This window comes from Duganella sp. BJB1802 (assembly GCF_013369445.1).
GTDB lineage: Bacteria > Pseudomonadota > Gammaproteobacteria > Burkholderiales > Burkholderiaceae_D > Rugamonas > Rugamonas vulcania_A.
Genome location: NZ_JABWEF010000003.1, coordinates 120,992 through 146,989, shown reverse-complemented (window position 1 = coordinate 146,989; position 25,998 = coordinate 120,992). Strand labels below are relative to the sequence as shown.

The following is a 25,998-nucleotide window of genomic DNA, read 5'->3' as shown; positions in this document are numbered from 1 at the left end:
TCGCCATGCTTAACAACTTGCAAGCCTACCGCGGCAGCTTGCTGCACTTCCTCGCCGATCCGGCGTTCAGCGCACAGTCGCACGCATGGCATGAAGACGGCCTGCTGATCGTCGCCGACGGCAAGGTGCAGGCAGCCGGCGATTACGCCGCGCTACGCGCCACACTGCCGCCCGGCGCCGAGCTGCACGACTACAGCGGCAAGCTGTTGATGCCCGGCTTTATCGACACCCACGTCCACTATCCGCAAACCGACATGATCGCCTCGCCGTCGGAAGGGCTGCTGCCCTGGCTGGAGACCTACACCTTCCCCACCGAGCGCCAGTTCGAAGACCCTGCCCACGCGGCCGGAGTGGCCGACTTCTTCCTCGACGAGCTGCTACGCTGCGGCACCACCACCGCCATGGTCTACTGCACCGTGCATCCGCAATCGGTGGACGCGTTCTTCGCCGCCAGCGAACAGCGCGGCCTGCGCATGGTGGCGGGGAAGGTGATGATGGACCGGAACTGCCCCGACTTCCTGCGCGACACCGCCGAATCCAGCGCCCGCGACACCGAGGCGTTGATCCAGCGCTGGCACAAGCGCGGCCGCGCCCTGTACGCGATCACGCCGCGCTTCGCGCCCACGTCCACCGAAGCGCAGCTGCAACTGGCGGGCGAACTGGCGCGCTCCTATCCCGATACCTACATCCAGACCCACGTCTCCGAGAACGAAGCCGAATGCGCGTGGGTGCGCGAGCTGTTCCCCAACTCGCGCAGCTACATCGACGTCTACGACAGCTACGGCATGCTGCGGCCGCGCGCCATGTACGGCCACTGCATCTGGCTCAATGAACAGGACCGCATCCGCATGGCGCAAACGCAGTCGGCCGCCGCCATCTGCCCGACCTCCAACCTGTTCCTCGGCAGCGGCCTGTTCGACTTCGAACGCGCCGACCAGGCGGGCGTGCCGCTGTCGCTGGCGACCGATGTGGGCGGCGGCACTTCCTTCTCGATGTTGCAAACGATGAATGAAGCCTATAAAGTAGCGCGACTGAAGGGCAGTTACCTGCCGGCCCTGCGGATGTTCTACCTGGCCACGCTGGGCGCGGCGCGCAGCATGCAGCTCGAAGGCACGATCGGCAATTTCGCCGCCGGCGCCGAGGCGGACTTCATCGTGCTCGATCCGCAAGCGACGCCGCTGCTGCAGCGCCGGACCGCGCGCGGCGAGAGCCTGGAGGAACTGCTGTTCGCGCTGGCCCTGCTGGGCGACGACCGTGCCGTGGCGGCCACCTATTCGGCCGGCCGCCAGGTGCACGCCCGCGTAATGACTTAAACCACATTGGAAGACTCATGCAAAAAAATATCGCCAGCCTGAAGGCCGCAGCCATCGCCGCCGCCCTGTTCTGCGCCTTGCCGCACGGCGCGCAAGCGGCCAGCAACGAGGAGATCACCAAGCGCCAGTTCGCGGCGCTGGTCGCGGGCCCTGAGCCCAAGACGGCCGAGCTGACGATGTTCCTGACCATGATGCCCAAGGGCGGCGACCTGCACCACCACTATTCGGGCGCGATCTACGCCGAGCAGTATCTGGAGTGGGTGGACAAGGAAGGCTACTGCGTCAACAAGAACACCTACCTGATCGACACCAACAAGGCCGACACCACCGCCGAACAGGCCAAGCCGCTGGCCGACCGCGTCTGCCTGTCCGGTCAGGACGTGATGAACAATAACACCGTGCTGGCCAACCTGCTGCAGCGCTGGGCGGACAAGGACTTCTACAACCACGGCGCGCTGCAATCGCCGCCGGACCGCCAGTTCTTCGACACCTTCGGCTTCTTCGGCCCGGTCGCATCGACCAACGCGGCCGACGGCCTGCAGCGCCTGAAGCAGCGCGCCATCCAGGAAAACCTGAGCTACATCGAGACGATCTACGAGATCGCGCCGATGGCGCAGGACGCGGATTTCGACCGCAAGGCCGCCGCCGGCGCCATCACCGACGCCGACCTGGCCGCCTACGCCGCCAAGCTGGAAACCAACGGCGACTTCCAGGGCTGGATCGCCGCCTACCTGAAGAACGTGGACACCGCCGGCGCCGGCATCGACGACGCCAACTTCACGCTGCGCTACCAGCCGTTCGCGCTGCGCTTCCTGACGCCGTCGCAGGTGTTTTCGCAGATGGTGTCGAGCTTCAAGCTGGCCACGTCCAACCCGAAAATCGTCGGCGTGAACATCGTCGGCCAGGAAAGCGTCAACGTCTCGATGCGCGACTACGCGCTGCAGATGCGAATGTTCAAATTCCTGAAAACGAAGCAGCCGGACGTGAAACTGGCGCTGCATGCGGGCGAACTGGCGCTGGGCGTGGTGCCGCCGGAGGGCCTGACCTTCCACATCAAGGACGCCATCGATGTCGCCGGCGCCAGCCGCATCGGCCACGGCATCGACATCGCGCACGAGACGGATGCGCTGGCCATCATGAAAAAAATGCACGACCAGCACATCCCGGTGGAGGTCAACCTGACCAGCAACCAGTTCATCCTGGGCGTGAAGGGCGAGGCCCATCCGGTCACGCTGTACCGCAAGTATGGCGTGCCGTTCGTGCTGTCGACCGACGACGCCGGCGTGTCGCGCAACAACCTGTCCGGCGAATACGTGCTGTACGCATCCCGCTACAAGCCGGACTATGCCGAGATCAAGAAACTGTCCTACGACAGCATCCGCTACTCCTTCCTCGCTGATGCCGATAAACAACGGTTATTGAAGGCATTGGACGGCAAGTTCGCCAAATTCGAGGCCGCCATCGCCGGCGCGCCGGTCAAGAAGGGCCGCTGAGTTCGCTTCGGGGACGGCGGCGCCGGCCCCGAATGTTGCGCTGCCGCGACGGACGGATTAGTGTTAGATATCTAATTTCCCGCAAGCCGCCTCCCGCGCGGCTTGTCATCTTTGTCATATTTCCGCTTAGGTGTGGCAACATTGCGACATAAGCAGGTCGCCACGCACCGGAACGGTGCATTTTGTGCATGAAATTTATTCACACGGCGTCCGGTCCACTATAATGCTCCCCTTAAAGATGCGCCTCGCTTACAGAGCGAAACCTGCGCGGTTCAGCGCCCCATTTATATCGCTTTCGTATAAATCCCTAAAGTAAATCGTATTTGTCACGCATTTTTTGCTGATGCATAGTTGTTTGAGATGCTTCCAAACTGCCAACTTTGCTGGCGTTTCGAGGGTGTTGCATGCAAATGTCAGTCAGGCAAGTTAGTGACAGTCTGATCAACTGACTGCTTGTCATGTTGATGAAATATTTACTGGTTACAATTTTGTGATGTCATGGGCACTTTGTGTCAAGAATGTGACCGCGGGCCATAAGCCCGCCTGGTCCAAGGCATCTTAGAACACAATAAATTTTTTTACATAAACTGGGAGTTCCCTTAATGCAATCCGCCGTTAAACACAATCCGACGCTGCGTCTGAGCCTGGTCGCTCTGGCCTGCCAGATGGTCTGCATGGGTGCCGCGTACGCGCAGTCCGACGCCGCCCCTGCCGCCAAGCCAGCCACCGAAACCGTGACCATCACCGGCCGCAAAGTCGGTATGGGCCTGATGGTGCAGGAAGACGTGCCAAAAGCACGCTCGACCGTTACCGCCGAGGAACTGGCGAAGCAGCGTCCTACCGGCAACGCCTACGACGCCCTGGCCCTGCTGCCAGCGGTGAACACCTACGGCTACGACGCTACCGGCCTGTTCGGTGGCGGCCTGACCCTGCGCGGCTTCAACAGCGATCAGATCGGTGCGACCATTAACGGCGTTCCAGTGAACGACTCGGGTAACTTCGCCGTGTTCCCACAAGAATACGTCGACCAGGAAAACACCTGCACCACCTTCGTGACCCAGGGTTCGACCGACGTCGACTCCCCGCAAGTTGGCGCCACCGGCGGTAACTTCGGCATCACCACCTGCGAACCGGAAGACAAGCAGCGCTTCCGCGTGGCCCAGAGCCTGGGTCAGCTGAGCATGTTCAAAACCTATCTGCGCTACGACACCGGCCGCTTCTGGGATGACAAGGCCAAGGTCTTCATCTCGGTTTCGCAAGCCAAGGCGGACAAGTGGAAAGGCGCCGGCGAAGCCAATCGCAAGCACATGGACATCGGCTTCAACTACGACTGGGACCGCTTCAACTACATCCACGGTACCGTGCTGTATAACCGCGCCGTCAACAACAACCTGAGCACCTTCAACCTGGCTGACCTGGCGAAGAACGGCTACCACTACGACTACACCACCACCTTCATCGGCCACGCACCAGCGAGTCCAGGCAAGGCAGTCAGCGATCCGGCACAGGCCAACGCCGACTCCTTCTACAAACTGGCGCTGAACCCGTTCGAGAACGTGATCGCCTCGGCCACCGCCAAGTTCCGCATCGGCGAAAACACCGACATCAAGTTCCTGCCTTACTTCTGGTACGGCTACGGCACCGGCGGCGTGCAGCAAAAACTGCAACAGGAAAATGCCTTCCTGAACCCGGCCACCGGCAAGTTCGTCGGCATGGACCTGAACGGCGACGGCGACACCCTGGACAAAGTCTGGATGTACAGTGGTTCGATCACCCGCACCCAGCGTCCGGGCGCGTCGGTTTCCGTGACCCACAACTGGGACAACCACCAGATCCTGGCTGGCTTCTGGTATGAGCGCGCCACCCACAAGCAAACCGGCCCGATGGAAAAAATCGGCGCCAACGGCGAGCCGACCGACATCTGGCTGCGCGAAGGCCTGGTCACCCGTCCTGACGGTTCGCTGTACGAATCGCGCGACTGGAAGAGCATCTCGACCGCCTTCCAAGGCTTCATCCAGGACACCGCCACCTTCATGGACGACAAGTTGACCGTCAACGTGGGCCTGCGTACTCCGCACGTCAAGCGCGACTTCACCAACTACGCCAACGAAGGCAACAGCCAGACCTCGCCTAACTCGGGCGTGAGCTACAGCTACAACAAGACCTACTCGACCGTGCTGCCACAGTTGGGCCTGCGTTATCGCCTCACCAACGACGACCAGCTGTTCGCCAGCCTGGCCAAGAACATGAAGGCGCCGCCTAACTTCGTGTACTCGACCACCAACGGCAACCTGTCGCTGATCAACAATATCCCGACCCTGCTGGGCGACGTGCGCCAGGAAACCTCGATGAACCTGGACATGGGCTACCGTCACCAGACGAGCGCCATCACCACCCAGGCCACCATCTTCTTCAGCGACTTCAAGGACCGCCAGGCCACCGCCTTCGATCCGAACTCGCAGACCTCCACGCTGACCAACGTCGGCAAGGTGAAGAACAAGGGCTTCGAACTGGAAGCGGGCAATACCCCGGTCAACGGCTGGTCGTTCTACGCTTCGCTGGGTTACAGCAGCAGCGAGATCCAGGAAAACCTGCAAGCCGGCAAAGGCATCTACCTGCCGACCAAGGGCAACCAGTTCCCACTGACCCCGAAATGGAAGGGCGGCCTGTCGGCTTCGTATGAGACCAACAACTGGTACACCCGTCTGAAAGCCAAAGTCACCAGCAACCAGCAGGCGACCCTGGCCAACGACGAACTGGTTCCTGGCTACACCACCGTCGACTTCGACGCGGGCTACCAATTCCCAAGCGGCCAGTTCTTCAAGAATCCGAAGCTGACCCTGAACGTGTCGAATCTGTTTGACCGCGAATACCGCAACCCATCGTCGCAGTCCGTGACCAACGCTACCGCCTACCCAGGCGTTACCGCGAAGGGCGTGTTCTACTACCTGGGCGCTCCACGCTTCGTGTCGGCTACGTTGCGCGTAGACTTCTAAGTTAAGATACCGGTCTGGTCTTCGCGCCAGACCTGATCTGACAGGCAGGCCTTCGGGCCTGTTGTCGTTTTCGGGCCGGGTTGTTGTTGATCCGGCCATATGCGAGCGCCGCGCGCGACGTTCGCATATGGCCGCCGCCACCAGGGCGGCCGCCGAATTCGGAGTGACCTTTGATGATCAAGTTTTCCCTGCCGGCGCGCGCACTGCGGTCTGCGTTGGCCCTGCCTGCCTGCGCGGCGCTGCTCCTGTCTTCCTGCGCCTTGCACAAGCCGGCGCTTCCACCCGGCACGGCCCAAGTCGAACTGGTCACGCTGAACGATTTCCACGGCAATCTCGAAGCGAGCAAATACGTGCTCGACAGCGCCTACGCCTCCGGCGAGCGCACCATCGTCGCCGGCGGCATCGACACGCTGGGCGCGGCGCTGCAGGCCTGGCGCAAGACCGATCCCGAACTGCTGCTGGTTGGCGCGGGCGACTTGATCGGCGCCAGCCCCGCGATCTCCTCGATGTGGGCCGACGAGCCGACCCTCGGCGCGATGGACCTGCTGGGCCTGCGCGTCAGCTCGCTCGGCAACCATGAATTCGACGCCGGCCGCCTGGAACTGCTGCGCCAGCAAAAGGGCGGCTGCAATTCGCCGCGCGCCGACAAGGCCTGCAAATTCGAGAACCCCTACGGCGGCGCCAAGTTCCAATACCTGGCCGCCAACGTGATCGACATGGTGACCAAGAAGCCGCTGCTGCCGGCCTACAAGATCGAGCAGACGCATGGCGTCAAGATCGGCTTCATCGGCGCCGTGCTGCGCGAGGCCACCGAGAAGGCGCCGGCGTCCGGCATCGCCGGCCTGGATTTCGTCGACGAGGCGGACGCCATCAACCGCCAGCTGCCGGAACTGCGCAAGCAGGGCGTGGGCGTGTTCGTGGTGCTGATCCACCAGGGCGGCCGCACCACCGACAAATTCGATCAGCAGGATTGCAGCCATTTGAGCGGCCCTATCGTCGATGTGGTCAAGCGCCTCGATCCGGCGATCCGGCTGGTCGTCAGCGGCCACTCGCACCGCGGCTACCTGTGCCGCGTGGACGGGCGCCTGGTGACGCAGTCGGACATGGGCGGCCACGTCCTGTCGCGCATCACGCTCACCGTCGACACGGCCGGCAATACGCTGCGCGACGTCAGCGCGAAGCAGGAGGTGATGATCCCCGGTGCGTGGCCCGCCGATCCGGCGCTGGACGCCTACATGAAAAAAGTCCGCGACCGCAGCGCCGCCGCGCTGGCGCGTCCGGTGGCGGCGCTGGCCGTGCCGAGCGTGCCGCGTGAAAAACAGGACGACGGCGAATCCGCGCTGGGCGACCTGGTCACCGACGCCACGCTGGCGGCCGGTCGCCCGTATGGCGCGCAGATCGCCTTCGTCAACAACGGCTCGTTGCGGCATGACCTCGACACCAGCGCCGGCAACCGCGTCAACGTCGGCCAGCTGCTGGCGGCGCTGCCGTACACGAATTCGCTGGTGGTGATGAACCTGCGCGGCTCGCAGATCCGCGAGCTGCTGGAGCAGCAATGGAGCGGCGGCCGCGATATCACGCGCGGCCTGCTGCAGGTGTCGGACGGATTCAAATACACCTGGGACCCGAGGCGCGGCGAGGGCAGCAAGGTGCTGGCCGATACCTTGACGCTGAACGGCGTGCCGATCGAGAACGGCACTGTCTACCGCGTGGTGGTCAACAACTTCCTGGCCGAGGGCGGCGACGCCTTCCCCACCTTCACGCAGGGCAGCAACCGCGCCATGACCAACATCCGCGACATCGACGCGCTGACCGATTACCTGACCCGGCGCGAGCAATATGGCAAGCCGGCCGGCCGTAGCGAAACACAGGGCCGCATCAAGCGCCTGCAACAACCTTAGGAGTCACCATGCGTCGCGTTTTACTCTCCGTTTTGCTGCCAGCGCTGCTGGCATCGGCCCTGCCTGCGCGCGCCGAGTTTTCGATACCCGGTTTTGAACTGGTGCAGACCGCGCCGGTGGAAACCCCTCTGCACAGCGGCGACCTGCGCGACCCCGCCACCGTATGGAGCGAATTGTTCGACGGCGCCAAGAGCGAGATCGCGATAGGCCAGTTCTATGTGGTCGGCCATGAGGGCAGCGTCTTCAACAAAGTGGTGGAGCACCTGGAGGCGGCCGGCAAGCGCGGCGTCAAGATCCGCTTCCTGCTGGACCAGAAGGGTGTCGGCCTGTCGGACAAGGCCACCATCGAGCGCTTGAAGGCGATATCGAACCTGGAACTGCGCATCATCGATTTCAACAAGCTGACCGGCAACGGCATCCTGCACGCCAAGTACATGGTGGTCGACGGCGCCGTCGCTTATATCGGCAGCCAGAACTTCGACTGGCGCTCGTTCGAGCATATCCACGAGACCGGCCTGCGCATCACCGACGCGAAGATCGTCGGCCAGGTGCAGGCGGTGTTCAACCAGGACTGGCGCGCGCAGGCGATCACCGCGCAGGGCCAGGTGGCGCCGGCGCTGAACATCAAGGCGGTCACGCCGGACATCCACCAGTCGACCTTCCTGCTGTCCAGCCCCAACCAGTTCAACCCGGCCGGCGTCGGCGATTCCGAAGCGGGCCTGCCGGCGCTGCTGGCGGAAGCCAAGAGCGAGGTGCGGGTGCAGCTGCTGGACTACGCGCCGCTGAGCTACGGCCCGAAAGGCACGCGGCCATACTACGCCGTGATCGACAACGCGGTGCGCGCCGCCGCCAACCGTGGCGTGAAGATCAAGTTGATGGTGTCGAACTGGAACCTGGAGGAGCCGGCGCTGGTCTATCTGAAAAGCCTGGCCGTGCTGCCCAACGTGGAGATCCGCGTGGTCACGCTGCCGGTTGCCAGCAGCGGCTTCATTCCGTTCGCGCGCGTCATCCACAGCAAGACCATGGTGATCGACAACCAGGTGGCATGGGTCGGCACCAGCAACTGGAGCGGCGGCTACATGGACCTGTCGCGCAACCTGGAAGTGGTGATGCGCAACGAGAAGATGGCGCAGCGCCTGGCCGCGCTGCAGGAGCAGACGTGGAACTCGCCGTATGCGCAGCCGCTGGACATCAACAAGAAGTACGCCAAACCCGCCAAAGGCAGCCCTGAATGAACAAGCTTGTTTTGACTGTGGCGCTGAGCGGCGCCTTCGTTTCGATCAACGCCCACGCATGGGGCAATGACGGCCACCGCGCCGTCGGCGCCATCGCCGACCAACTGATCCAGGGCAGCAATGCCGAGCAGCGCGTGAAGGCCTTGCTGCTGCCGGGCGAGAGCCTGGAGAAAATCTCCACCTGGGCCGACTGCGTCAAGGGCACGTATTGCGGCCCGCTGAGCGAAGAGATGACGGCCTACGTCGCCGCCAATCCGCAGCACAGCATCTACCACTACACCGATGTGCCGTTCCAGAACGCGCACTATCACGACCACGATGCCGGCACCGCCGACGACGATATCGTGCAGACGCTCAAGCAGTGCATCGCCACCTTGCAGGGCAAGGGCGACAAGATCAGCAACCCGCACAACTTCACGCCGCGCCAGGCGCTGCTGATCCTCACCCATCTGGCGGGCGACGTGGTGCAGCCGCTGCACGTGGGCGCGGCCTACGTCGACAAGAACGGCGCCTTCGTGGTGCCGCAGAAGCAGGCGCAGATCGACGCGGTCCATGTGTACGATGCGCGCGGCGGCAACGACCTGCTGCTGGATGATATCAAGATGAGCGCCATCAGCGCGCAACTGATCCCTGCCGCACCGGTGGAGGCCAAGCCGGCCGCGCAGGCCGCAGTTGCAGGCACGCCGCCGCGCGCGCCGCAGACCACGCGCCCGTTCCATTCGTACTGGGACACCACGGTGGTGAACTACGTTTTCCGCCGCGTCGGCGCTCGCTCGCCGCAGGAGTTTGCGCAACTGGTTATCGCGTCAAAGCCGGCGGTGGAGGCCAACACCGGCGATCCAATCAGCTGGCCATACGCGTGGGCCGACCAGTCGCTGGCCGTGGCCAAGCTGGCGCACACCGGCGTAACGGCCGGCGCCATCGGCCAGCAGACCAGCAAGACCGGCGAAGTGTTCAACGTCTGGTCGCTGACGGTGCCAGACGATTATCCGGTCCCCAGTTCGGCAGCCGCCAGGACGCAGCTGATCCAGGGCGGCTACAACCTGGCCGCCGTGCTCAAGGCGATCTGGCAATAAGCGCGGCTCAAGGCTTGGCGAGCATCTGGTTGACGAAGGCCAGCTTCTCTTCGACCAGGCCGTTGTCTGCGACGATGGCGCCGTTCTTGGCGACCGTCAGCCGGTACTCGCTGGGCTGGGGCTGCGCGCCCTGGCGCAACTCGAAGCCGATGAAGTCGATGTTCAAGGCATCCGCCGCGCAGCTGAAACCAAAATTCCCATACAGCGCCTTGCCGCGCATGGCGACGCCGAACGGCGTGGCCGACAGATCGGTGACCGTCGGGCCATTGCCGGTGTCGACGCTGAACCGAACGGATTTTTCCGGCTTGTCGATCCGAAGCTGGTAGGCGATGCCAGGGCAGGAGGCCAGGTAGATGCTGGCCTGCTGCGTCGCGGCCTTGGCGTGACCTCCTGAATTGGCGATGACGGTTTCCGCATGCGAGGCGGAAGCGGCGGCCACTGCGCACAGGGCGGCAGCCAGTTTCAAAGTGCTTTTCATATCCAATTCTCCTTGAAGATGGATTTAGTATAAAAGCAATGTGATCGGATGACTATCGTTTACTTGCCAGCGAGGGGATCGAACCACAGTTCGCCGCGTGCCAGCGGCGTCTGTGGCGTCAGGTTGGGATTGGCGAGTTGGATGACACGGCGCTTGTGCATGGCGGTGGTCTTGATCAAGTCGCCCTTGTAGCGCTGGAACAGCGCATCCAGCGTGCCGTCCTTGATCATCATTTCCATGCCGGTTTCGATGCGCTTGGCCAGCAGCTTGCCCTCGGCGTCGCGCCGCACGAAGAAGTAGCGTGGCAGCGGATAGTGCAGCAGCAGCGTCTGTTCCACCGCCATCTGAGGATGGGCGCCATGGCGTTCCTGGAACTCGCGCAGCGCCTCGTCGGCCGAGCGCGAATAGAAATCGAAGCGGCCCGCTTCCAGCATCGCGAACAGGCCGTCGTAGCTACTGCCTTCAATCACCGGCACACCGGCTTTCTCGAAGATGGGAACATCGGCCCAACCCTGGCCCAGGCCCGCGCGCAGACGCCGCAAGTCGGCGACGGTCTTGACGCGCGAGAAGCGCTGCTGGTCGGCGCCGCGTATCAGCAGCAGCCGGTAGCCCAGCAGGCCGCGATCGACCGGCAGCCGCACCGGCATGAACTGGCGCTCCAGTTCCGGCGAGGTGGCGCGCACGAAGATGTTGATGCGGCCCGCAGGCGACGTCATCTCCTGCACCACGCGCGGCGGCGACATCGCCACGTCGGACTGGTGCTGTTCAAACACGCCGTAGCGTGGCGTGGTTTTTTCCAGTGCGGCGCGCAGCACCGCCCAATCGTAGTCGTAGCGGCTGTCGATGCCATCGCTGGTGAGCGGGTAGGTGAGGTGGGTCGCTGCCTGGCACGGGGCCGCAATCATGCAGGACGCCAGCAGCAATGCGCGCCAAATTCCCCGCAATTTATAGGCCATGTTCATACTGCTTTGTACTCTATGAAAAGGCTAGTGTGCCACGCCCTGCGGCATGGCACCAAATTTTTCAGCGCGCCGATCGGGGCATCAAGACGCCAGCACGACCTCGATGCCCAGTTCGCGGTAGGGCTTCAGCAACGCTGCGGGTACGCCCGCATTGACCACGATGGCACCGATGCGCTCCAGCGGCGCGATCTGGAACGGCGAGGCGGTGTCGAGTTTTTCGGGCGACGCCAGCACCACCGTCCTGACCGAGGACGCCGCGATGGCGCGCTTGATGCCCGCCTCGTCGTAGTCGCCGGTGCTGATGCCTTGCAGCGGATGCAGGCTGCACACGCCCATGAAGAAGATATCGGCGCGGATCTGTGAGATGGCTTCCAGCGCGGACGGTCCCATCGCCACGATGGAGTGCTTGAACAGGCGGCCGCCGATCAATATCACCTCGATCAGCGGATGCCCGGCCAGTTCCACCGCGATGCTCGGGCTGTGCGTGACGACGGTGCAGCGCAGCGCCGCCGGCAGCGCGCGCGCAAGCTGCACGGCGGTGGTGCCGCCGTCGATGAACACCACTTGTCCCGGCGCGATCATGGCCGCCGCCGCGCGCGCGATGGCGGGCTTGGCGTCGCTGGAGAGCTGCTGGCGCTGGGCGAAATTGCCCATCGCCGGCGACGCGGGCAGGTCGAGCGGCAGCGCGCCGCCGTGCACCCGTTGCAGCTGGCCTTCCGCCGCCAGCTCGCGCAGGTCGCGGCGAATGGTGTCCTCCGATAGTCCCAGCTCCTCGCTGAGGGATTTGGCGACAATCTGGCCGTCCTGTTTCAGGCGGGCGATCAGCAGTTCCTTGCGTTGACGTGTCAGCATATGCGTGAATTTTCTTGATATTGCACGATATTGCATGATATCGTAAAAAAACGCAATCTTGATCAAGGAGATCGACATGCCCGAAGACCGCATCCGCATCCACAAAGTGGAGACCCTGTCCGACGACTGGTTCCTGCTGCAAAAGACCACCTTCGACTACCGCCGCAACGACGGCACGTGGCAGCGCCAGACGCGCGAGACCTACGACCGTGGCCACGGCGCCACCATCCTGCTGTACAACCGCGAGCGGCGCACGGTGGTGCTGGTGCGGCAGTTCCGCTTTCCGACCTACGGCAACGGCCATGACGGCTTCCTGATCGAAGCGGCGGCCGGGCTGCTGGACCGGGCCAGCCCGGAGGAGCGCATCAAGGCCGAGGTGGAGGAGGAAACCGGCTACCGCGTGGGCGAGGTGCGCAAGGTGTTCGAAGCGTTCATGAGTCCCGGCTCGGTGACGGAGCGGCTGTACTTCTTCGTGGCCGAATACGAGCCGGCGTCGCGCATCGGCAGCGGCGGCGGCATCGAGGAGGAGGGCGAGGACATCGAAGTGCTGGAGCTGACGATGGAACAGGCGATGCAGATGATGGCCGACGGCCGCATCGCCGACGGCAAGACCATCATGCTGCTGCAATACGCCGCGCTGCACCTGCTACCCGCGTCCTGAGCCGAGCTGGGCCGCAAAAATCCGCGGCCCCGGCCACACTCTTTGTGTGCGCTCAATCGGCAAATGGACTACAGTCATACAGTGGACCCGGCGGTTTCTAAAGGGAGAAATTAGATCATGAACAATCCGAGCGATCCAGGTTCTGTTGGGCCTGATATTGCGGAACTTCAGGCTGCTTGGTAGTCATTTGAGCGGCTTACAAGCTTGCGGCCTCTGCGGACTGACGCAGACCATCGGGATGCGCTTAAATTACTGGATGCGATATGGAATACTGTTCACGAAAAGCCGTCCCATCCCTTGTCAAGTCTGTTTGACTTGCTCGCGGAAATGATTAGCGAATATGAAAAAAACTCTACCCGATAGCGGAAAGTGAGCCTCATGAAATGCTGGCTTTTTTAATCGAACAGGGCGAGCGGACTGCGGACGATTTTCGCGGGATACTGGATCAGGGCGAGCTGGATGCGGTGCTTGCCGGGCAGCGCAAGATCGATGTGGCGTTGGCGGAAAAACTGGCAGGCTTGTTCGGCGTGCCTCCCACGCTGTTCCTGAAAAGCGCTACCATCGCAGCATGAGAATATATTTTTTAGCGCTATTCCTGGCCGCCGGTCAGGCTGCGGCGGCGGGCGATGCCAAGGTGGGGGAGGCGCTGTTCAAGCGCTGCGCTTCCTGCCATCAGGTCGGGACTTATGCGCAGGGCGGCTTCGGGCCGCAGCTGAACGCCATCGTCGGCCGGCGCGCGGCGTCGACCAAGGACTACAAGTACTCGGATGCGATGAAGAAGTCGGGACTGGTGTGGGACGAGAAAACGCTGGCCGCGTTCCTGCGCGCGCCACACGACGTGGTACCGGGGACCAGCATGCGTTTTTGGGGGATCAAGGATGAACAGCAGGTCGCCGACCTGCTGTCCTATTTGCGTTCACTGCATTAGCGTGATTTGACGAACGGCGTACCCAGCGCCTTCGGCGCCACCGACTTGGCCATCAGGCCGGCCAGCACGATCACGGTGACCACGTACGGCACCATCTGGATCAGCGAACCTGGCAGGCGGCCCACCACCGGCAGGTCCACGCCTTCGATCTGGATCTGTACCGCGCCGAAGAAGCCGAACATCAGGCAGCCGAGGAAGGTGTACACCGGACGCCAGTTACCGAACACCATCGCCGTCAGCGCCAGATAACCAGCACCGGCCGACATGTCGCGCAGGAAGAAGCCACTCTGCACGATCGCCAGGTAGGCGCCCGAGAACGAGCACAGGACGCCCGCGATCAGCATCGCCACATAGCGCTGGCGCTCGACGCTGACGCCGGCCGCATCGGCCGCGTGCGGGTTCTCGCCGCAGGCGCGCAGGCGCAGACCGAAGCGCGTGTGGTACAGCACCCAGTGCACCAGCGGCACCAGCCCGAACGCCAGGTACACCAGCACCGAATGGCCGCCGATCAGGTGCGCGTACAGCCAGCCGATGAACGGTATGCCTTCCACCGCCGCGCTGCCGGGCAGCACCACGTCGAACAGGCGCGCCTGTCCCAGGTCCGGCGTGCGTCCGCCCTGCTGGAAGAAGAACTGCGCCACCACGAAGGTCAGGCCGCTCATGGCGATGTTGATTGCGATGCCGGCCACCAGCTGGTTGCCCTTCTGCGTGATCGCGACGTAGGCTTGCAGCGTCGCCAGCAGCACCGACACCAGCATGCCGGCGGCCACGCCGTACCAAGGATTCTGCGTGGCGAAGGCCACGGCCGCCGACACGAAGGCCGACGCCAGGATCTTGCCTTCCAGGCCGATGTCGATGACGCCCGAACGCTCGGCGAACAGGCCGGCCATGCCGGCGAAAATCAGCACCGGCGCGTTGCGCACGGTCGATACTAGGATGCTGCCGATTTGGAGGTCTTCAAAAGTCATGTCGGTCTCACTTTTTCCGTTTGATCAGGGCGGCGATCGCGGGGGCGTAGAAGTTCTCCATCGCGCCGCAGAACAGGATGATCAAGCCCTGGATGAAAATGAAGGTCTCGGGCGGAATGTTCTGCTTTTCCAGCGACAGGTCGAAACCGCCCTGGATCAGCGCGCCGAACAGCACGGCCGACAGGAAGATCCCCACCGGATGCTGGCGCCCCATCAGCGCGATCGCGATGCCGACGAAGCCCGCGCCGCCGACGAAGTTCAGCGACAGGTAGTGGGTCGAACCCATGATGGAGTTGACCGAACCCAGGCCGGCCAGCGCGCCGGAGATCAGCATCACGGTGATGATCATCTTGCTGATGCGGACGCCCGCGTAGTGCGCGGCGTGCTTGTTCAAACCCGTGGCGCGCAGCTTGAAGCCCCACGAGGAACGCGACACCATCACGCCGTAGATCACCAGCGCGATGATCGCCAGGAAGAAGCTGATGTTGAGCGGCGTCTCGCCCAGCACCGGGAACCACTGGTTCAGGCGCGGCATCTCGGCGGCGGCGCTGAAGGCGCGGCTGGCCGGATTCTGTTCGCCCACCGGCACCAGGTACTTGACGATCACGGTGTTCATCAACTGGCTGGCGATGTAGTTGAACATGATGGTAGTAACGACCACGTGGCTGCCGCGCTTCGCTTGCAGATAGCCGGGCAGGAAGGCCCACAGCGCGCCAAACAGCGCCGCACTCAACATGCCTACGGGGATCAGTATCCACATCGGCAGCGAGCTGTCGAAGGCCAGCATGGCCCAAGTCAAGCCAAGGCCTGAGAAGTACATCTGGCCTTCGGCGCCGATGTTGAACAAGCCGGCCTGCATGGCGATCGAAACCGCCAGGCCGGTGAAGATGAAGGTGGAGGCGTAGAACAGCGTGTAGCTCAATCCCTCGGGATTGACGACGGCGCTGTTGATCAGGATGCCCATCGATTCGACCGGGCTTTCGCCCAGCAGGTAGATCACCAGCGCGGCCACCAACAGGGCCGACAACAGGTTCAGGACGGGCATTACAAACGCTGTAGCCCAGCGTGGCAGGTCGTGGTTATTCATGATTTGTGCATCCCCCCCATCAGCAAGCCGATACGGGTGGTGTCGAATTCTTCAATTTTCAGTTCGCCGGTGATGCGGCCGCCGCACATGACCAGGATACGGTCAGCCAGCGCGCGCACTTCCTCCAGCTCCACGGACACCAGCAAAATCGCCACGCCGGAATCGCGCAGGGCGAGCAGCTGCTTGTGGATGCTTTCGATGGTGCCGATGTCGACGCCGCGCGTCGGCTGGCCGACCAGCATCAGCTTGGGCTGCGCCAGCACTTCGCGGGCGATCACCACCTTTTGCTGGTTGCCGCCGGAGAGCAGGCCGATACGCAGGTCATGGTTGTTGGGGCGGACGTCGAAGTTCTTCATCAGCTCCGCGCAGCGCGCGGCGATGGCCTTGAAGTCGAACAGGCCCCAGCGGTTTTTCAGCTTGTCCTGGTAGCCGAGGATGGTGTTGTGCATGACCGAGAAGGCCTTCACCACGCCGTCGCGCAGACGGTCTTCCGGAATGTGGGCGATGCCCAGGTCGCGGAAGGTGCGCGGCAAGCCGTCGGCGTCGGAGCGGCCGGCGAACGGCAGCGCCTTGCCCAGGAATTCCAGCTTGCCGGAAGTCGGCAGGCGCATGCCCGACAGGATCTCCATCAACTCGCTCTGGCCGTTGCCGGACACGCCGGCAATCGCGACGATCTCGCCGGCGCGCAGCGTGAAGCCGATATCGGCCAGCAGCTTGACCTGCTGTTCGTCCTGCAGCTGCAGGCTTTCCACCTGCAGCACCGGCGCGCCAGGATTGTAGGGCGCGCGCGGCAGGTTGTTTTCAATCGGACGGCCGACCATCATGTTGGCCAGGTCTTCCTTGGTGGTGCCGGCGGTCGGCACGGCGCCGATCACGCGGCCGCCGCGCATCACGGTGACGGTGTCGGTGATGTCGAGGATCTCCTGCAGCTTGTGCGTGATCAGGATGATGGTCTTGCCCTGTTCCTTGAACAGGCGCAGGATCTCGAACAGCGACTCGGTCTCCTGCGCGGTCAGAACGGCGGTCGGCTCGTCCAGGATCAGGATGTTGGCGCTGCGGTAGATCTGCTTGAGGATCTCCACGCGCTGCTGCGCGCCCACCGACAAATCGTGGATGGTGGCCAGCGGATCGACATCGAGGCGGTAGCGGGTGCAGATCTCGCGCAGCTGCGCCTCGACGGCGGCGCGCTTGGACTGGAGCTTGAAACCGCCCTCGCTGCCCAGCATCACGTTATCGAGCACGGTCATGTTCTCGACCAGCATGAAGTGCTGGTGCACCATGCCGATGCCCAGCTCAATCGCTTCCTGGCTGTTGTGGATGCGGCGCGCCTGGCCATCGAGCAGGATCTCCCCGCCGTCGGCGCGGTAGTATCCGTACAGGATGCTCATCAGGGTCGATTTGCCGGCGCCGTTCTCGCCCACCAGGCCGTGGATGGAACCCTTGGCGATGGTGAAGCTGACGTCCGTGTTCGCTTTGACGGCTCCGAAATGCTTGGAGATGCCGCGAAATTCTACTGCTGGCTGCATAGGATCGTTTTCGGTGCGGGATTAAGTGGAAATGTTAAACGCGCCGCACGGGGAGTGTCCCCGGCGGCGCGCTCAATGTTCAAACATGGGTCAGGCCGGGCAGGCTGCGCCCGAACGGATGTCGATGACTTTGACCTTGCCGTCGATGATGTCCTTGCGGGCACCGATGACGCGCTTCTCGATTTCCGGCGTGATCAGCTTGCGGTTGTTCTCGTCCAGCGCCCAATCGACGCCGCCTTCCTTCAGGCCCTTGGCGGTGACGCCGGCCTTCCAGGTGCCGTTCTTCATCTGCATGAAGGCGTCGTACACGGCCACGTCGACGTGCTTGACCATCGAGGTCAGGATGGTGCCGGGATAGAGGCCGTTCTGGTTCGAATCGACGCCGATCGCCAGCTTGCCTTTTTCCTTCGCGGTCTGCAGCGTGCCCAGGCCCGAACCACCGGCCACGGCGAACACCACGTCCACGCCGCGGTCGAACTGCGAGCGCGCCAGTTCACCGCCCTTGGCCGGGTTGTTCCACGAATCGGAGGAGGTGCCGACCATGTTGGAGTTCATCTCGATCTTCGGGTTGACCGCCTTGGCGCCCTGGGCGTAGCCGCAGGCGAAGGTGCGGATCAGCGGAATGTCGACGCCGCCGATGAAGCCCAGCTTCTTCGACTTCGACGCCATGGCCGCAGCCACGCCGGCCAAGTACGAGCCTTCTTCTTCCTTGAAGGTGATCGAGTTGATGTTGGCGCCTTGCGCCACGCCGTCGATCAGCACGAAGCGCACTTTCGGGAATTCCTTGGCGACCTTCTGCACGGCGGCCTGCTGGGCGAAGCCGATCGAGGCGATCATGTCCAGGTTCTTGCGGGCCAGGCCGCGCAGCACCTGCTCCGCCTGGGTGTCGCTGGAGGCTTGCACCTCGATGAAATTGATGTTGGTTTCCTTCTTGAAGCGCGAGGCGCCTTCAAAAGCGGACTGGTTGAACGACTTGTCGAACTTGCCGCCTGCGTCATACACGATGCCCAGCTTTGGGTCAGCCGCGGACGCGCTGGCAGCGATGAACAGTGCTGCAACCGTCAAACTAAGTTGTGAAAGTTTCATGAATAGGCTCCTGGAAGATCGATATTGTATATTTTTATTGGACGAAACATGTAATTCGAGGCCGCTTTATCGCGGCAAATCCCTGATTTTTAGAGGTTTGCCTCGGGGATGGCCGCCGTTTTACGCCGTCAGCGCCAGCAGTTGGTCAAAAGCTTGTTCAAATTGCAGCAGGCCGGCCGACAGCAACTGCTGGCCCACCGTTTCCAGATCGATGCCGTGGCGCGCCAGTTGCGCCATCACGGCGCGGTCGGCGTCGATGTCGGTGTCGAGCAGCGTGGCCGCCGCCTCGCCGTGGTCGCGGAAGGCGGCCAGCGTGGCGTCGGGCACGGTGTTGATGGTGTGCGGGCCGATCAGGCCCTCGACGTAGCGCACGTCGCGCTGCTGCGGGTCCTTGGTGCCGGTGCTGGCCCACAGCAGCCATTGCGGCGTGGCGCCGAAAGCGGCGAACACGGCGAAGCCGCCGTCGTTCCTCCAGTCGTGATAGGCGATGCGGGCGGCGGCCATGGCGGCGCGGCCGCGCAGCGCGACCGCGCTCTCGTCGGCCGAGTTGTCCAGCAGGGCGTCGACCGCGACGTCGATGCGGCTGATGAAGACGCTGGCCACGCTGGCGATGCGCTGCACCGAGGAGGTGTCCTGCAGGCGGCGCGCCAGGCCGCGGCGGTGGGCGGCGCGCACCGCCTGGATCTGGCTGGCGGTGAAGATCAGCGTCATGTTGACGTTGATGCCGGCGTAGATCACTTCCTCCAGCGCGGCGATGCCGGCCGGCGTGGCCGGGATCTTGATCATGGCGTTGGGCCGGTCGATGGCGGCCCACAGGCGCCGGGCGGCGGCGATGGTGCCGTCGATGTCGTGGCTCAGGCGCGGCGACACTTCGAAGCTGACGAAGCCGGCCTTGCCGTCGGACTCGCGGTACAGCGGCGCGAACAGGTCGCAGGCGCGCTGCACGTCCGGCAGCACCAGCGCCTCGAAGCGCGCCTCCGGCGTCGCCAGCGAGGTGCGCAACTGCGGCAGCGCGGCCTGGTAGGCGGCGTCGTGCCGGATGGCGTGGTGGAAGATGGCGGGATTGGACGTCAGGCCCTGGATGCCGTCGGCGGCGATCAGCTGCGCCAGCCGGCCGGAGGCGAGCAGGTCGCGGCTCAGGTTGTCGAGCCAGATTTGTTGTCCCAGCGCGCCGACCGCGCGCAGCCGGCTTTGTTCGAGCATGTTATTCATCTACATCTTCCGTCCAAGATTGTGTCCCGGCGACCATTGCCGGGAATCATGTCGCACTGCCGCAACAGTTGAGGCCGAATTTAATATTGTTGTGCTGTTGCTTTTTTGTCCGTTTGGAAAAATTTCCTGCTTGTTGGATAAGCCAATTTCCGCATGTTCAGGGGCTGCCGGGGCATCCCGAGGGAGCTTGGAAATCGCTGGTTTAGCTGCAAGCGGGGTGGTTTTTCCGTACTAAACAGCCCGTTTTTTAGGCCGTCCACTACTATGCATCAGCGTCGATATGTACGACAAATTCGATTTTATTTAGCTATTTATATAAAATTGATATGAATCGAAACGCTCAAAAAGTGAGTTTCTGCCATTTTTTTCCATGCTAGCATGGTTGGTAGTTTGCATATTCTTATGCGAAACACCGTAGTTTCGATACATTTTTACCAACAAAAACAAGGACATCGCCCGCCGCGATCCGCGGCGAAGGCGAGATTTTGGATTGATATTTCAACCTTGCCTACACAATAGGGAGCAGGACTCATGAGCAAAAAAAGTAGTGGTTACGCAGCGCGGACACTGATCGCGCTGGCAGTTGCAAGCGCATTCCCGCTGCACGCAGCGATGGCTGCCGAAGCGGCCGCCGCCGTTGCAGCAGGCCAGCCGGCGGCCGACGCCCCGGAGACCGCCACCAAAGGCCAACTGGAAACCGTGATCGTGACCGCGCAACGCCGCGCCGAGAACATCAAGGACGTGCCGATGTCGATCGCCACGCTCAAGGGCGACAAGCTCGACGTGCTGACCTCGGGCGCCGCCGACATCCGTTTCCTGGCCGGCCGCTCGCCGTCCGTCAACGTGGAATCGGACTACGGCCGCACCTTCCCGCGCTTCTACATCCGCGGCCTGGGCAACACCGACTTCGACCTGAACGCTTCCCAGCCGGTCGGCCTGGTGATGGACGACATCGTCCAGGAAAACGCCATGCTGAAAGGCTTCCCTGTGTTCGACGTGGACCAGGTCGAAGTGCTGCGCGGCCCGCAGGGCACGCTGTTCGGCCGTAACTCGCCGGCCGGCGTGATCAAGTTCGACTCGGCCAAGCCGGTCTTCAAGCAAGAGGGCTACCTGACCCTGGGCGTGGGCAACTACTCGTCCAAGACCGCTGAAGGCATGTTCAACATCCCGGTCAACGATGTGGTCGCGCTGCGCTTCTCCGGCACCAGCCAGCACCGTGGCGACCGCGTGCACAACACCAACCCGAACAAGAACACCGGCACCCAGGACTTCGAAGGCTACGGCGACAACGCCTTCCGCCTGCAGGCGCTGGTCAAGCCGAACAAGGACTTCAGCGCGCTGTTCAACTACCACGAGCGCGACTACCACGGCAGCGCCACGCTGTTCCGCGCCAACATCATCAAGAAGGGCACCAACGACCTGGTCGATGGTTTCGACTACAGCTCTTATCCGACCGACGGCGTCAACTACCAGAAGCTGACCACCAAGGGCGGCAACATCCGCCTGAAGTACAACCTGGACGACATCACGCTGCACTCGATCACCGGCTACGAAACGCTGAAGTTCAACAGCCGCGCGGACGTGGACGGCGGCTTTGGCGCGTCGTACGCGCCACCGTACGGTCCTGGCTATATCCCGTTCGCGGTTGAAACGGCCGACCTGCTGCCCAACCACAAGCAGTTCTCGCAAGAGCTCCGTGCCGAGTCGAACTACAAGGGTCCGCTGCAGTGGATCGGCGGCCTGTTCTTCTTCAACGAAGACATCCAGATCGACTCGATCAGCTTTGACTCGTTCACCCCTGGCAATCCGCAGAACGCCGCGTACGCGCAGCAGTTCCAGCACGCCAAGTCGTGGGCGGCCTTCGGCTCGCTGAACTACACCGTCAGCGACAAGCTGAAGGTACGCGGCGGCCTGCGCTACACAACCGACAAGAAGGAATTCTCGGCCGTGCGCTACGAACCGCCTAAGATGTCCGGCCCGTTCGAGATCGACAACACCTCGCACAACCTGAGCTGGGATGTGAGCGGCACCTATGAACTGGACAAGACCACCAACCTGTTCGCCCGCGTGGCCACCGGCTACCGCGCGCCATCGATGCAGGGTCGCCTGAACGGCCTGGGCGACAAGCCATCGTTCGCCGGCGCCGAAAAAGCGTTGTCGTATGAAGCCGGTATCAAGCAGGACTTGTTCGACAAGCGCGCCCGTCTGAGCGCTTCGGTGTTCCAGTACCGCGTCAAGGACAAGCAGCTGACCGCAGGCAGCGGCGGGATCAACATGAACCAGCTGATCAACGCTGAAAAAGTGACCGGCCAAGGCGTTGAAGTGGACTTCCAGGCCAATCTGAGCGACGAGTTCAGCATGACCCTGGGCGGCAGCTACAACGATACCGAGATCAAGGACCAGAACCTGTTCGTGCAGTACTGCGGCAACCTGGGGAACACCGCGCCTCATCCTTACGGCTGCACGCCGACCAATGCGGCCGGTCCGTTTGCCGGCACGTCCAAGATCGACGGCAACCCACTGCCGCGCGCGCCGAAGACTCAGCTGAACTTCACCCTGAAGTACAGCAAGGACATCGGCGATGGCGAGTTCTATGCCTACACCGACTGGACCTATCGCAGCAGCTACAACTTCTTCCTGTACGAAGCGCCTGAATACAAGGCCAAGTCGCTGGTCGAAGGTGGCGTGCGCGCTGGCTACAAGTGGGGTAACGGCAAATACGAAGCGGCCCTGTTCGGCCGTAACATCACCGACAAGCGCGTGATCATCGGCGCCATCGACTTCGACAACCTGACCGGCATGTTGAACGAGCCACGCACCTGGGGCGGCACCTTCAAGGTCAACTTCTAAGGAATTGACCGCTATCTGAAAATCCCCGCGCATCGTAAGATGTGCGGGGATTTTTTTTATGGATGGAGCCTGATTCGTGGATCATACCGTCGTCAATCTGTGGCCGCTGCTCGGCGTGGCCGTCATCATACTGGGCTTCGCGCTGCGCGCCCATCCTGTGCTGGTGGTGATCGTGGCCTGCGCCGTCACCGGCTTCGCCGCCGCCATGCCGGTCGAGCATCTGCTCGCGACCCTGGGCACGGCCTTCATCAAGACCCGCAACCTGCCATTGATCCTGCTGCTGCCCTTGGCCGCCATCGGCCTGTTGGAGCGCTTCGGGTTGAAGGAGCACGCGCAGGCCTCGATCGCGCGCATCAAGTCCGCCACCACCGGCCGGCTGCTGATCGTCTACCTGGCGATCCGCGAGATCAGCGCCGCCTTCGGCCTGACCAGCATCGGCGGCCACCCGAACATGGTGCGCCCGCTGATCGCGCCGATGGCGGAGGGCGCCGCCGAAGTGCGCTACCCGGCCCTGACGGAGGAGCTGCGCCACCGCATCCGCGCCATGTCCGCCGCCACCGACAACGTCGGCTTGTTCTTTGGCGAGGACGTGTTTGTGGCCTTCGGCGCCATCCTGCTGATGCAGACCATCCTGCGCGGCGAAGGCTTGGAAGTCGATCCGCTGCACATGGCGCTGTGGGGCATACCGACCGCGGTGACGGCCTTCATCATCCACTCCTGGCGCCTGCACCGGCTCGACGCGCAGATCGCCCGCGCCATGCTGGCGGTGAAGGAGCCGGCATGATACTCAAGCTCGAATACTTCTTTTATGTGCTGGGCGCCATGCTGCTGCTGGTCGCCTGGATGTCGCTGACCGACAAGCATAATCCCAAGCGCTGGTCGAGCGCTTTGTTCTGGTTCTTGTACGCCGTGATCTATCTGGCCGGCGACCTGCTGCCGCCGGTGGCGGCGGGCGTGCTGATGGTGGTAATGGCGCTGATCGCCGGCTTCGGCGGCGTGGCGCTTGGCCGCTACGGCGAGCGCACGCAGGAAGAACGCAAGAGCAGCGCGCAGCGCCTCGGCCACCGCCTGCTGATACCGGCGCTGATCATCCCCGCCACCACGGTGATCGGCTCGACCCTGCTCAAGGATGTGCACCTGGGGAGCCTGCTGCTGCTCGATCCGAAGAACGCCACCTTGGCCAGCCTGGGTTGCGGTTCGCTGTTCGCCGTGGTCACGGCCTGCTGGCTGACGCGCTCCACGCCGATGCAGGCGATGCGCGAATCGCGCCGCCTGATCGACCATCTGGGCTGGGCGGTGGTGCTGCCGCACATGCTGGCGGTGCTTGGCCTGCTGTTCACCGAGGCAGGCATGGGCAAGGCGGTGGCGCACGTGGTCACGTCCTACATCAATCTCGACGTGCGGCTGGTGGCGGTGGCGGTGTACTGCATTGGCATGGCGCTGTTCACCGTCATCATGGGCAATGGCTTCGCGGCGTTTCCGGTGATCGCGGGTGGTGTCGGCATCCCGGTGCTGGTCGGCGTGTATCACGCCAATCCGGCGGTGATGGCGGCGATCGGCATGTTCAGCGCCTACTGCGGCACCTTGATGACGCCGATGGCGGCCAACTTCAACATCGTGCCCGCCGCGCTGTTGGAACTGCCCGACAAGAACGCCGTCGTGAAGATCCAAGTGGGCACCGCATTGCCGCTATTGCTTGCTAATATAGCACTTCTTTATTTTCTGATGAACATGTGACACGCAAGTGACTTGGAGTAGAGTAGCGCACAAACAAGTGCGGCAATCGGAGTGTATGTAGATGAAAAAGATAATATTGTTGACCGGGTTCGAGCCGTTTAACAAGGAGACCATCAATCCCTCGTGGGAAGCGGTGCGCGCTCTCGCGGAGTGGCACGAGGGCGACTTCGTGGTCCACGCGCGCCAGCTGCCCTGCGTGTTCGGGCAGGCCAGCAAGGTGCTGCACCAGGCGGTGGAAGAGCTTCAGCCCAGCATCGTGATCGCGGTCGGGCAGGCCGGTGGCCGGGTCGATCTGTCGGTGGAGCGCATCGCCATCAACATCGACGACGCGCCCATCGCCGACAACCAGAAACGGCAGCTCGTCGACCAGCCGATCGTCACCAACGGCCCGGCGGCCTACTTTGCCACGCTGCCGATCAAGGCCATCGTGCATGCGCTGCGCGAGGCGGGGTTGCCATCGTCGGTGTCGCAGTCGGCGGGCACGTATGTGTGCAACCATGTGTTCTATAGTTTGATGCACCAGGCGCACGAATGGGGCACGACGATGCGCGCCGGCTTTATCCACATTCCGTATCTGCCGCAGCAGGCGGCCGCGCATCCGGGTTCGGCCAGCATGAAGCTGGAGGACATGATCGAAGGCCTGCGCATCGCCATCCGCACCACGCTGGCCCACGATGTGGACATGCGCGAGGCGGGCGGCGTGACGCACTAAGCCCCTGGCTTGACGGGGTTGAGGATGTTGAGGAAAGCCCGCACCACCGGCGCGTCGTCCAGCGTGGTGTAGGTGATGTACAAATTCGCCGACGGCGGATTGGTGCGGATCGGCAGGAACACCACGCCCGGCCAGCCGATGCGGCTGGTGGTCTCGGGCAGCAGCGCCACTCCCAGGCCCGCACCGACCATCGCCAGCAGCGTCTGCGGCTCGGACGCTTCCTGGAATATCGTCGGCTGGAAGCCGGCCTTCACACAGCATTGAATCAAGTAGCGCGGGAAGGACGACTTGTCCAGCGCCAGCGTCAGCATGGGCTCCTCGGCGATGTCGGTCAGCTCGATCGCTTCCTGCTTGGCCAGCGGGTGATGCTCGTTGATGGCCACGCACACGTCCTCGCGGAAGCACAGCTCCTGGCGCAGGTTGTCGTTTCTCAGATCGTCCTCGTCCAGCTTCGGCTCGCGCCAGAAGCCCACGTCGATCTGCTTGGCGCGCAGCGCCTCGTATTGCAGCGTCGGACCCAGTTCGTGCAGGGTCCAGCTCACGCGCGGGAACTTGGTCTGGAACTCTTCCAGCAAACTCGGTATCGGTCCCCACATCGCCGAGCCGACGATGCCCACCCGCAGCCGTCCCACTTCGCCGCGGTCGATCTGGCGGATGGTGTCGATGGTCATGCGCATCTTGCCCAGCAGGTCGGATGCTTCGCTCATCAGCGCCTTGCCCGCCACCGTCAGCTCGAAAGTACGGGTGGTGCGGGCGAACAGCTTCACGCCCAGTTCATTTTCCAGCTTCATGATCTGCTGGCTCAAAGGCGGCTGCGAAATATGCAGCCGCTCGGCGGCGCGGCTGAAACTCTTTTCTTCTGCGACGGCGAGGAAGTACCTTAGTTGTTTCAGATCGATGGACATGGCGTTCTTTGGGCGATGTG

22 protein-coding genes are annotated in these 25,998 nt (G+C 63.1%); 13 read left to right on the top strand and 9 right to left on the bottom strand.

Annotation, left to right across the window (positions count from 1 at the left end):
• Positions 1 to 5 precede the first annotated feature (5 nt).
• The 6 genes from guaD to HUX88_RS06030 all read left to right on the top strand — a co-directional run bounded on the left by guaD (position 6) and on the right by HUX88_RS06030 (position 10,014).
• Positions 6 to 1,313: a guanine deaminase gene (gene guaD, locus HUX88_RS06055; protein ID WP_176361174.1), complete on the top strand. Its 1,308-nt coding sequence runs from the start codon at positions 6 to 8 to the stop codon at positions 1,311 to 1,313.
• Between the two features lie 17 nt (positions 1,314 to 1,330).
• Positions 1,331 to 2,806, top strand: coding sequence for an adenosine deaminase (locus tag HUX88_RS06050; protein ID WP_176361173.1), 1,476 nt, complete (start codon positions 1,331 to 1,333; stop codon positions 2,804 to 2,806).
• Positions 2,807 to 3,408: 602 nt separating this feature from the next.
• On the top strand, positions 3,409 to 5,802 hold the full coding sequence (locus HUX88_RS06045; RefSeq protein ID WP_117013072.1) for a TonB-dependent receptor: 2,394 nt from the start codon (positions 3,409 to 3,411) through the stop codon (positions 5,800 to 5,802).
• A gap of 173 nt (positions 5,803 to 5,975) precedes the next feature.
• Complete coding sequence (locus tag HUX88_RS06040) at positions 5,976 to 7,703, top strand: bifunctional UDP-sugar hydrolase/5'-nucleotidase (RefSeq protein WP_176361172.1); 1,728 nt, start codon at positions 5,976 to 5,978, stop codon at positions 7,701 to 7,703.
• Between the two features lie 8 nt (positions 7,704 to 7,711).
• On the top strand, positions 7,712 to 8,938 hold the full coding sequence (locus tag HUX88_RS06035) for a phospholipase D-like domain-containing protein (protein ID WP_176361171.1): 1,227 nt from the start codon (positions 7,712 to 7,714) through the stop codon (positions 8,936 to 8,938).
• Complete coding sequence (locus HUX88_RS06030; protein ID WP_176361170.1) at positions 8,935 to 10,014, top strand: S1/P1 nuclease; 1,080 nt, start codon at positions 8,935 to 8,937, stop codon at positions 10,012 to 10,014. The genes HUX88_RS06035 and HUX88_RS06030 overlap by 4 nt, the downstream gene beginning before the upstream one ends.
• A gap of 7 nt (positions 10,015 to 10,021) precedes the next feature.
• Here the strand turns inward: HUX88_RS06030 and HUX88_RS06025 are convergent, their stop codons facing one another.
• The 3 genes from HUX88_RS06025 to HUX88_RS06015 all read right to left on the bottom strand — a co-directional run bounded on the left by HUX88_RS06025 (position 10,022) and on the right by HUX88_RS06015 (position 12,306).
• A complete protein-coding gene (locus tag HUX88_RS06025; protein ID WP_176361169.1) occupies positions 10,022 to 10,492 on the bottom strand; it encodes a hypothetical protein in 471 nt (156 codons plus the stop codon).
• Positions 10,493 to 10,551: 59 nt separating this feature from the next.
• Complete coding sequence (locus tag HUX88_RS06020; RefSeq protein ID WP_229219222.1) at positions 10,552 to 11,397, bottom strand: ABC transporter substrate-binding protein; 846 nt, start codon at positions 11,395 to 11,397, stop codon at positions 10,552 to 10,554.
• A gap of 138 nt (positions 11,398 to 11,535) precedes the next feature.
• Positions 11,536 to 12,306, bottom strand: coding sequence for a DeoR/GlpR family DNA-binding transcription regulator (locus HUX88_RS06015; protein WP_176361167.1), 771 nt, complete (start codon positions 12,304 to 12,306; stop codon positions 11,536 to 11,538).
• A gap of 76 nt (positions 12,307 to 12,382) precedes the next feature.
• Between HUX88_RS06015 and HUX88_RS06010 the strand changes: the two genes are divergently transcribed.
• From HUX88_RS06010 to HUX88_RS06000, 3 genes are all read left to right on the top strand, one after another.
• Positions 12,383 to 12,967 carry an NUDIX domain-containing protein gene (locus tag HUX88_RS06010; protein ID WP_176361166.1) on the top strand — a complete coding sequence of 195 codons (585 nt, stop codon included), beginning with the start codon at positions 12,383 to 12,385 and terminating at the stop codon, positions 12,965 to 12,967.
• A gap of 383 nt (positions 12,968 to 13,350) precedes the next feature.
• Positions 13,351 to 13,539: a hypothetical protein gene (locus tag HUX88_RS06005; protein ID WP_176361165.1), complete on the top strand. Its 189-nt coding sequence runs from the start codon at positions 13,351 to 13,353 to the stop codon at positions 13,537 to 13,539.
• Complete coding sequence (locus HUX88_RS06000) at positions 13,536 to 13,895, top strand: cytochrome c family protein (RefSeq protein WP_176361164.1); 360 nt, start codon at positions 13,536 to 13,538, stop codon at positions 13,893 to 13,895. The genes HUX88_RS06005 and HUX88_RS06000 overlap by 4 nt, the downstream gene beginning before the upstream one ends.
• Here the strand turns inward: HUX88_RS06000 and HUX88_RS05995 are convergent.
• From HUX88_RS05995 to tal, 5 genes are all read right to left on the bottom strand, one after another.
• Positions 13,892 to 14,863: an ABC transporter permease gene (locus HUX88_RS05995; RefSeq protein ID WP_117013079.1), complete on the bottom strand. Its 972-nt coding sequence runs from the start codon at positions 14,861 to 14,863 to the stop codon at positions 13,892 to 13,894. The genes HUX88_RS06000 and HUX88_RS05995 overlap by 4 nt on opposite strands.
• A gap of 7 nt (positions 14,864 to 14,870) precedes the next feature.
• A complete protein-coding gene (locus tag HUX88_RS05990) occupies positions 14,871 to 15,950 on the bottom strand; it encodes an ABC transporter permease (protein WP_176361163.1) in 1,080 nt (359 codons plus the stop codon).
• Positions 15,947 to 17,476, bottom strand: a complete 1,530-nt coding sequence (locus tag HUX88_RS05985; RefSeq protein ID WP_176361162.1) for an ABC transporter ATP-binding protein — start codon at positions 17,474 to 17,476, stop codon at positions 15,947 to 15,949. Before HUX88_RS05985 ends, HUX88_RS05990 begins: the two co-directional genes overlap by 4 nt.
• Before the next feature lie 90 nt (positions 17,477 to 17,566).
• On the bottom strand, positions 17,567 to 18,562 hold the full coding sequence (locus HUX88_RS05980; protein ID WP_117013082.1) for a BMP family protein: 996 nt from the start codon (positions 18,560 to 18,562) through the stop codon (positions 17,567 to 17,569).
• A gap of 120 nt (positions 18,563 to 18,682) precedes the next feature.
• Entirely contained in the window at positions 18,683 to 19,774 is a 1,092-nt protein-coding gene (gene tal, locus HUX88_RS05975) for a transaldolase (RefSeq protein ID WP_176361161.1), read from the bottom strand.
• Between the two features lie 531 nt (positions 19,775 to 20,305).
• On the opposite strand from tal, the gene HUX88_RS05970 reads away from it, so the two are divergent.
• The 4 genes from HUX88_RS05970 (at position 20,306) to pcp (ending at position 25,073) form a co-directional block, all read left to right on the top strand.
• Positions 20,306 to 22,624: a TonB-dependent receptor gene (locus tag HUX88_RS05970; RefSeq protein WP_176361160.1), complete on the top strand. Its 2,319-nt coding sequence runs from the start codon at positions 20,306 to 20,308 to the stop codon at positions 22,622 to 22,624.
• Between the two features lie 76 nt (positions 22,625 to 22,700).
• Positions 22,701 to 23,408 (top strand): DUF969 domain-containing protein, encoded by a 708-nt coding sequence (locus tag HUX88_RS05965; protein ID WP_117013085.1) that lies wholly within the window; start codon positions 22,701 to 22,703, stop codon positions 23,406 to 23,408.
• Positions 23,405 to 24,361, top strand: a complete 957-nt coding sequence (locus HUX88_RS05960; RefSeq protein WP_176361159.1) for a DUF979 domain-containing protein — start codon at positions 23,405 to 23,407, stop codon at positions 24,359 to 24,361. Before HUX88_RS05965 ends, HUX88_RS05960 begins: the two co-directional genes overlap by 4 nt.
• Positions 24,362 to 24,422: 61 nt before the next feature.
• Positions 24,423 to 25,073: a pyroglutamyl-peptidase I gene (gene pcp, locus HUX88_RS05955; protein WP_117013087.1), complete on the top strand. Its 651-nt coding sequence runs from the start codon at positions 24,423 to 24,425 to the stop codon at positions 25,071 to 25,073.
• Here the strand turns inward: pcp and HUX88_RS05950 are convergent.
• Positions 25,070 to 25,978: a LysR family transcriptional regulator gene (locus HUX88_RS05950; RefSeq protein WP_176361158.1), complete on the bottom strand. Its 909-nt coding sequence runs from the start codon at positions 25,976 to 25,978 to the stop codon at positions 25,070 to 25,072. The two genes, pcp and HUX88_RS05950, sit on opposite strands and share 4 nt — an antisense overlap.
• Positions 25,979 to 25,998 lie beyond the last annotated feature (20 nt).

Bases quoted from the DNA above. Each gene is read 5' to 3' on its own strand.
- guaD (WP_176361174.1), top strand. From the start codon at position 6: ATGCTTAACAACTTGCAAGCCTACCGCGGCAGCTTGCTGCACTTCCTC.
- HUX88_RS05995 (WP_117013079.1), bottom strand. From the start codon at position 14,863: ATGACTTTTGAAGACCTCCAAATCGGCAGCATCCTAGTATCGACCGTG.
- HUX88_RS06045 (WP_117013072.1), top strand. From the start codon at position 3,409: ATGCAATCCGCCGTTAAACACAATCCGACGCTGCGTCTGAGCCTGGTC.
- HUX88_RS06040 (WP_176361172.1), top strand. From the start codon at position 5,976: ATGATCAAGTTTTCCCTGCCGGCGCGCGCACTGCGGTCTGCGTTGGCC.
- pcp (WP_117013087.1), top strand. From the start codon at position 24,423: ATGAAAAAGATAATATTGTTGACCGGGTTCGAGCCGTTTAACAAGGAG.
- HUX88_RS06010 (WP_176361166.1), top strand. From the start codon at position 12,383: ATGCCCGAAGACCGCATCCGCATCCACAAAGTGGAGACCCTGTCCGAC.
- HUX88_RS05970 (WP_176361160.1), top strand. From the start codon at position 20,306: ATGAGCAAAAAAAGTAGTGGTTACGCAGCGCGGACACTGATCGCGCTG.
- HUX88_RS06020 (WP_229219222.1), bottom strand. From the start codon at position 11,397: ATGATTGCGGCCCCGTGCCAGGCAGCGACCCACCTCACCTACCCGCTC.
- HUX88_RS06015 (WP_176361167.1), bottom strand. From the start codon at position 12,306: ATGCTGACACGTCAACGCAAGGAACTGCTGATCGCCCGCCTGAAACAG.
- HUX88_RS05960 (WP_176361159.1), top strand. From the start codon at position 23,405: ATGATACTCAAGCTCGAATACTTCTTTTATGTGCTGGGCGCCATGCTG.
- HUX88_RS06050 (WP_176361173.1), top strand. From the start codon at position 1,331: ATGCAAAAAAATATCGCCAGCCTGAAGGCCGCAGCCATCGCCGCCGCC.
- HUX88_RS05985 (WP_176361162.1), bottom strand. From the start codon at position 17,476: ATGCAGCCAGCAGTAGAATTTCGCGGCATCTCCAAGCATTTCGGAGCC.
- HUX88_RS05980 (WP_117013082.1), bottom strand. From the start codon at position 18,562: ATGAAACTTTCACAACTTAGTTTGACGGTTGCAGCACTGTTCATCGCT.
- HUX88_RS06035 (WP_176361171.1), top strand. From the start codon at position 7,712: ATGCGTCGCGTTTTACTCTCCGTTTTGCTGCCAGCGCTGCTGGCATCG.
- HUX88_RS06005 (WP_176361165.1), top strand. From the start codon at position 13,351: ATGCTGGCTTTTTTAATCGAACAGGGCGAGCGGACTGCGGACGATTTT.
- HUX88_RS05950 (WP_176361158.1), bottom strand. From the start codon at position 25,978: ATGTCCATCGATCTGAAACAACTAAGGTACTTCCTCGCCGTCGCAGAA.
- HUX88_RS05990 (WP_176361163.1), bottom strand. From the start codon at position 15,950: ATGAATAACCACGACCTGCCACGCTGGGCTACAGCGTTTGTAATGCCC.
- tal (WP_176361161.1), bottom strand. From the start codon at position 19,774: ATGAATAACATGCTCGAACAAAGCCGGCTGCGCGCGGTCGGCGCGCTG.
- HUX88_RS06030 (WP_176361170.1), top strand. From the start codon at position 8,935: ATGAACAAGCTTGTTTTGACTGTGGCGCTGAGCGGCGCCTTCGTTTCG.
- HUX88_RS06000 (WP_176361164.1), top strand. From the start codon at position 13,536: ATGAGAATATATTTTTTAGCGCTATTCCTGGCCGCCGGTCAGGCTGCG.
- HUX88_RS06025 (WP_176361169.1), bottom strand. From the start codon at position 10,492: ATGAAAAGCACTTTGAAACTGGCTGCCGCCCTGTGCGCAGTGGCCGCC.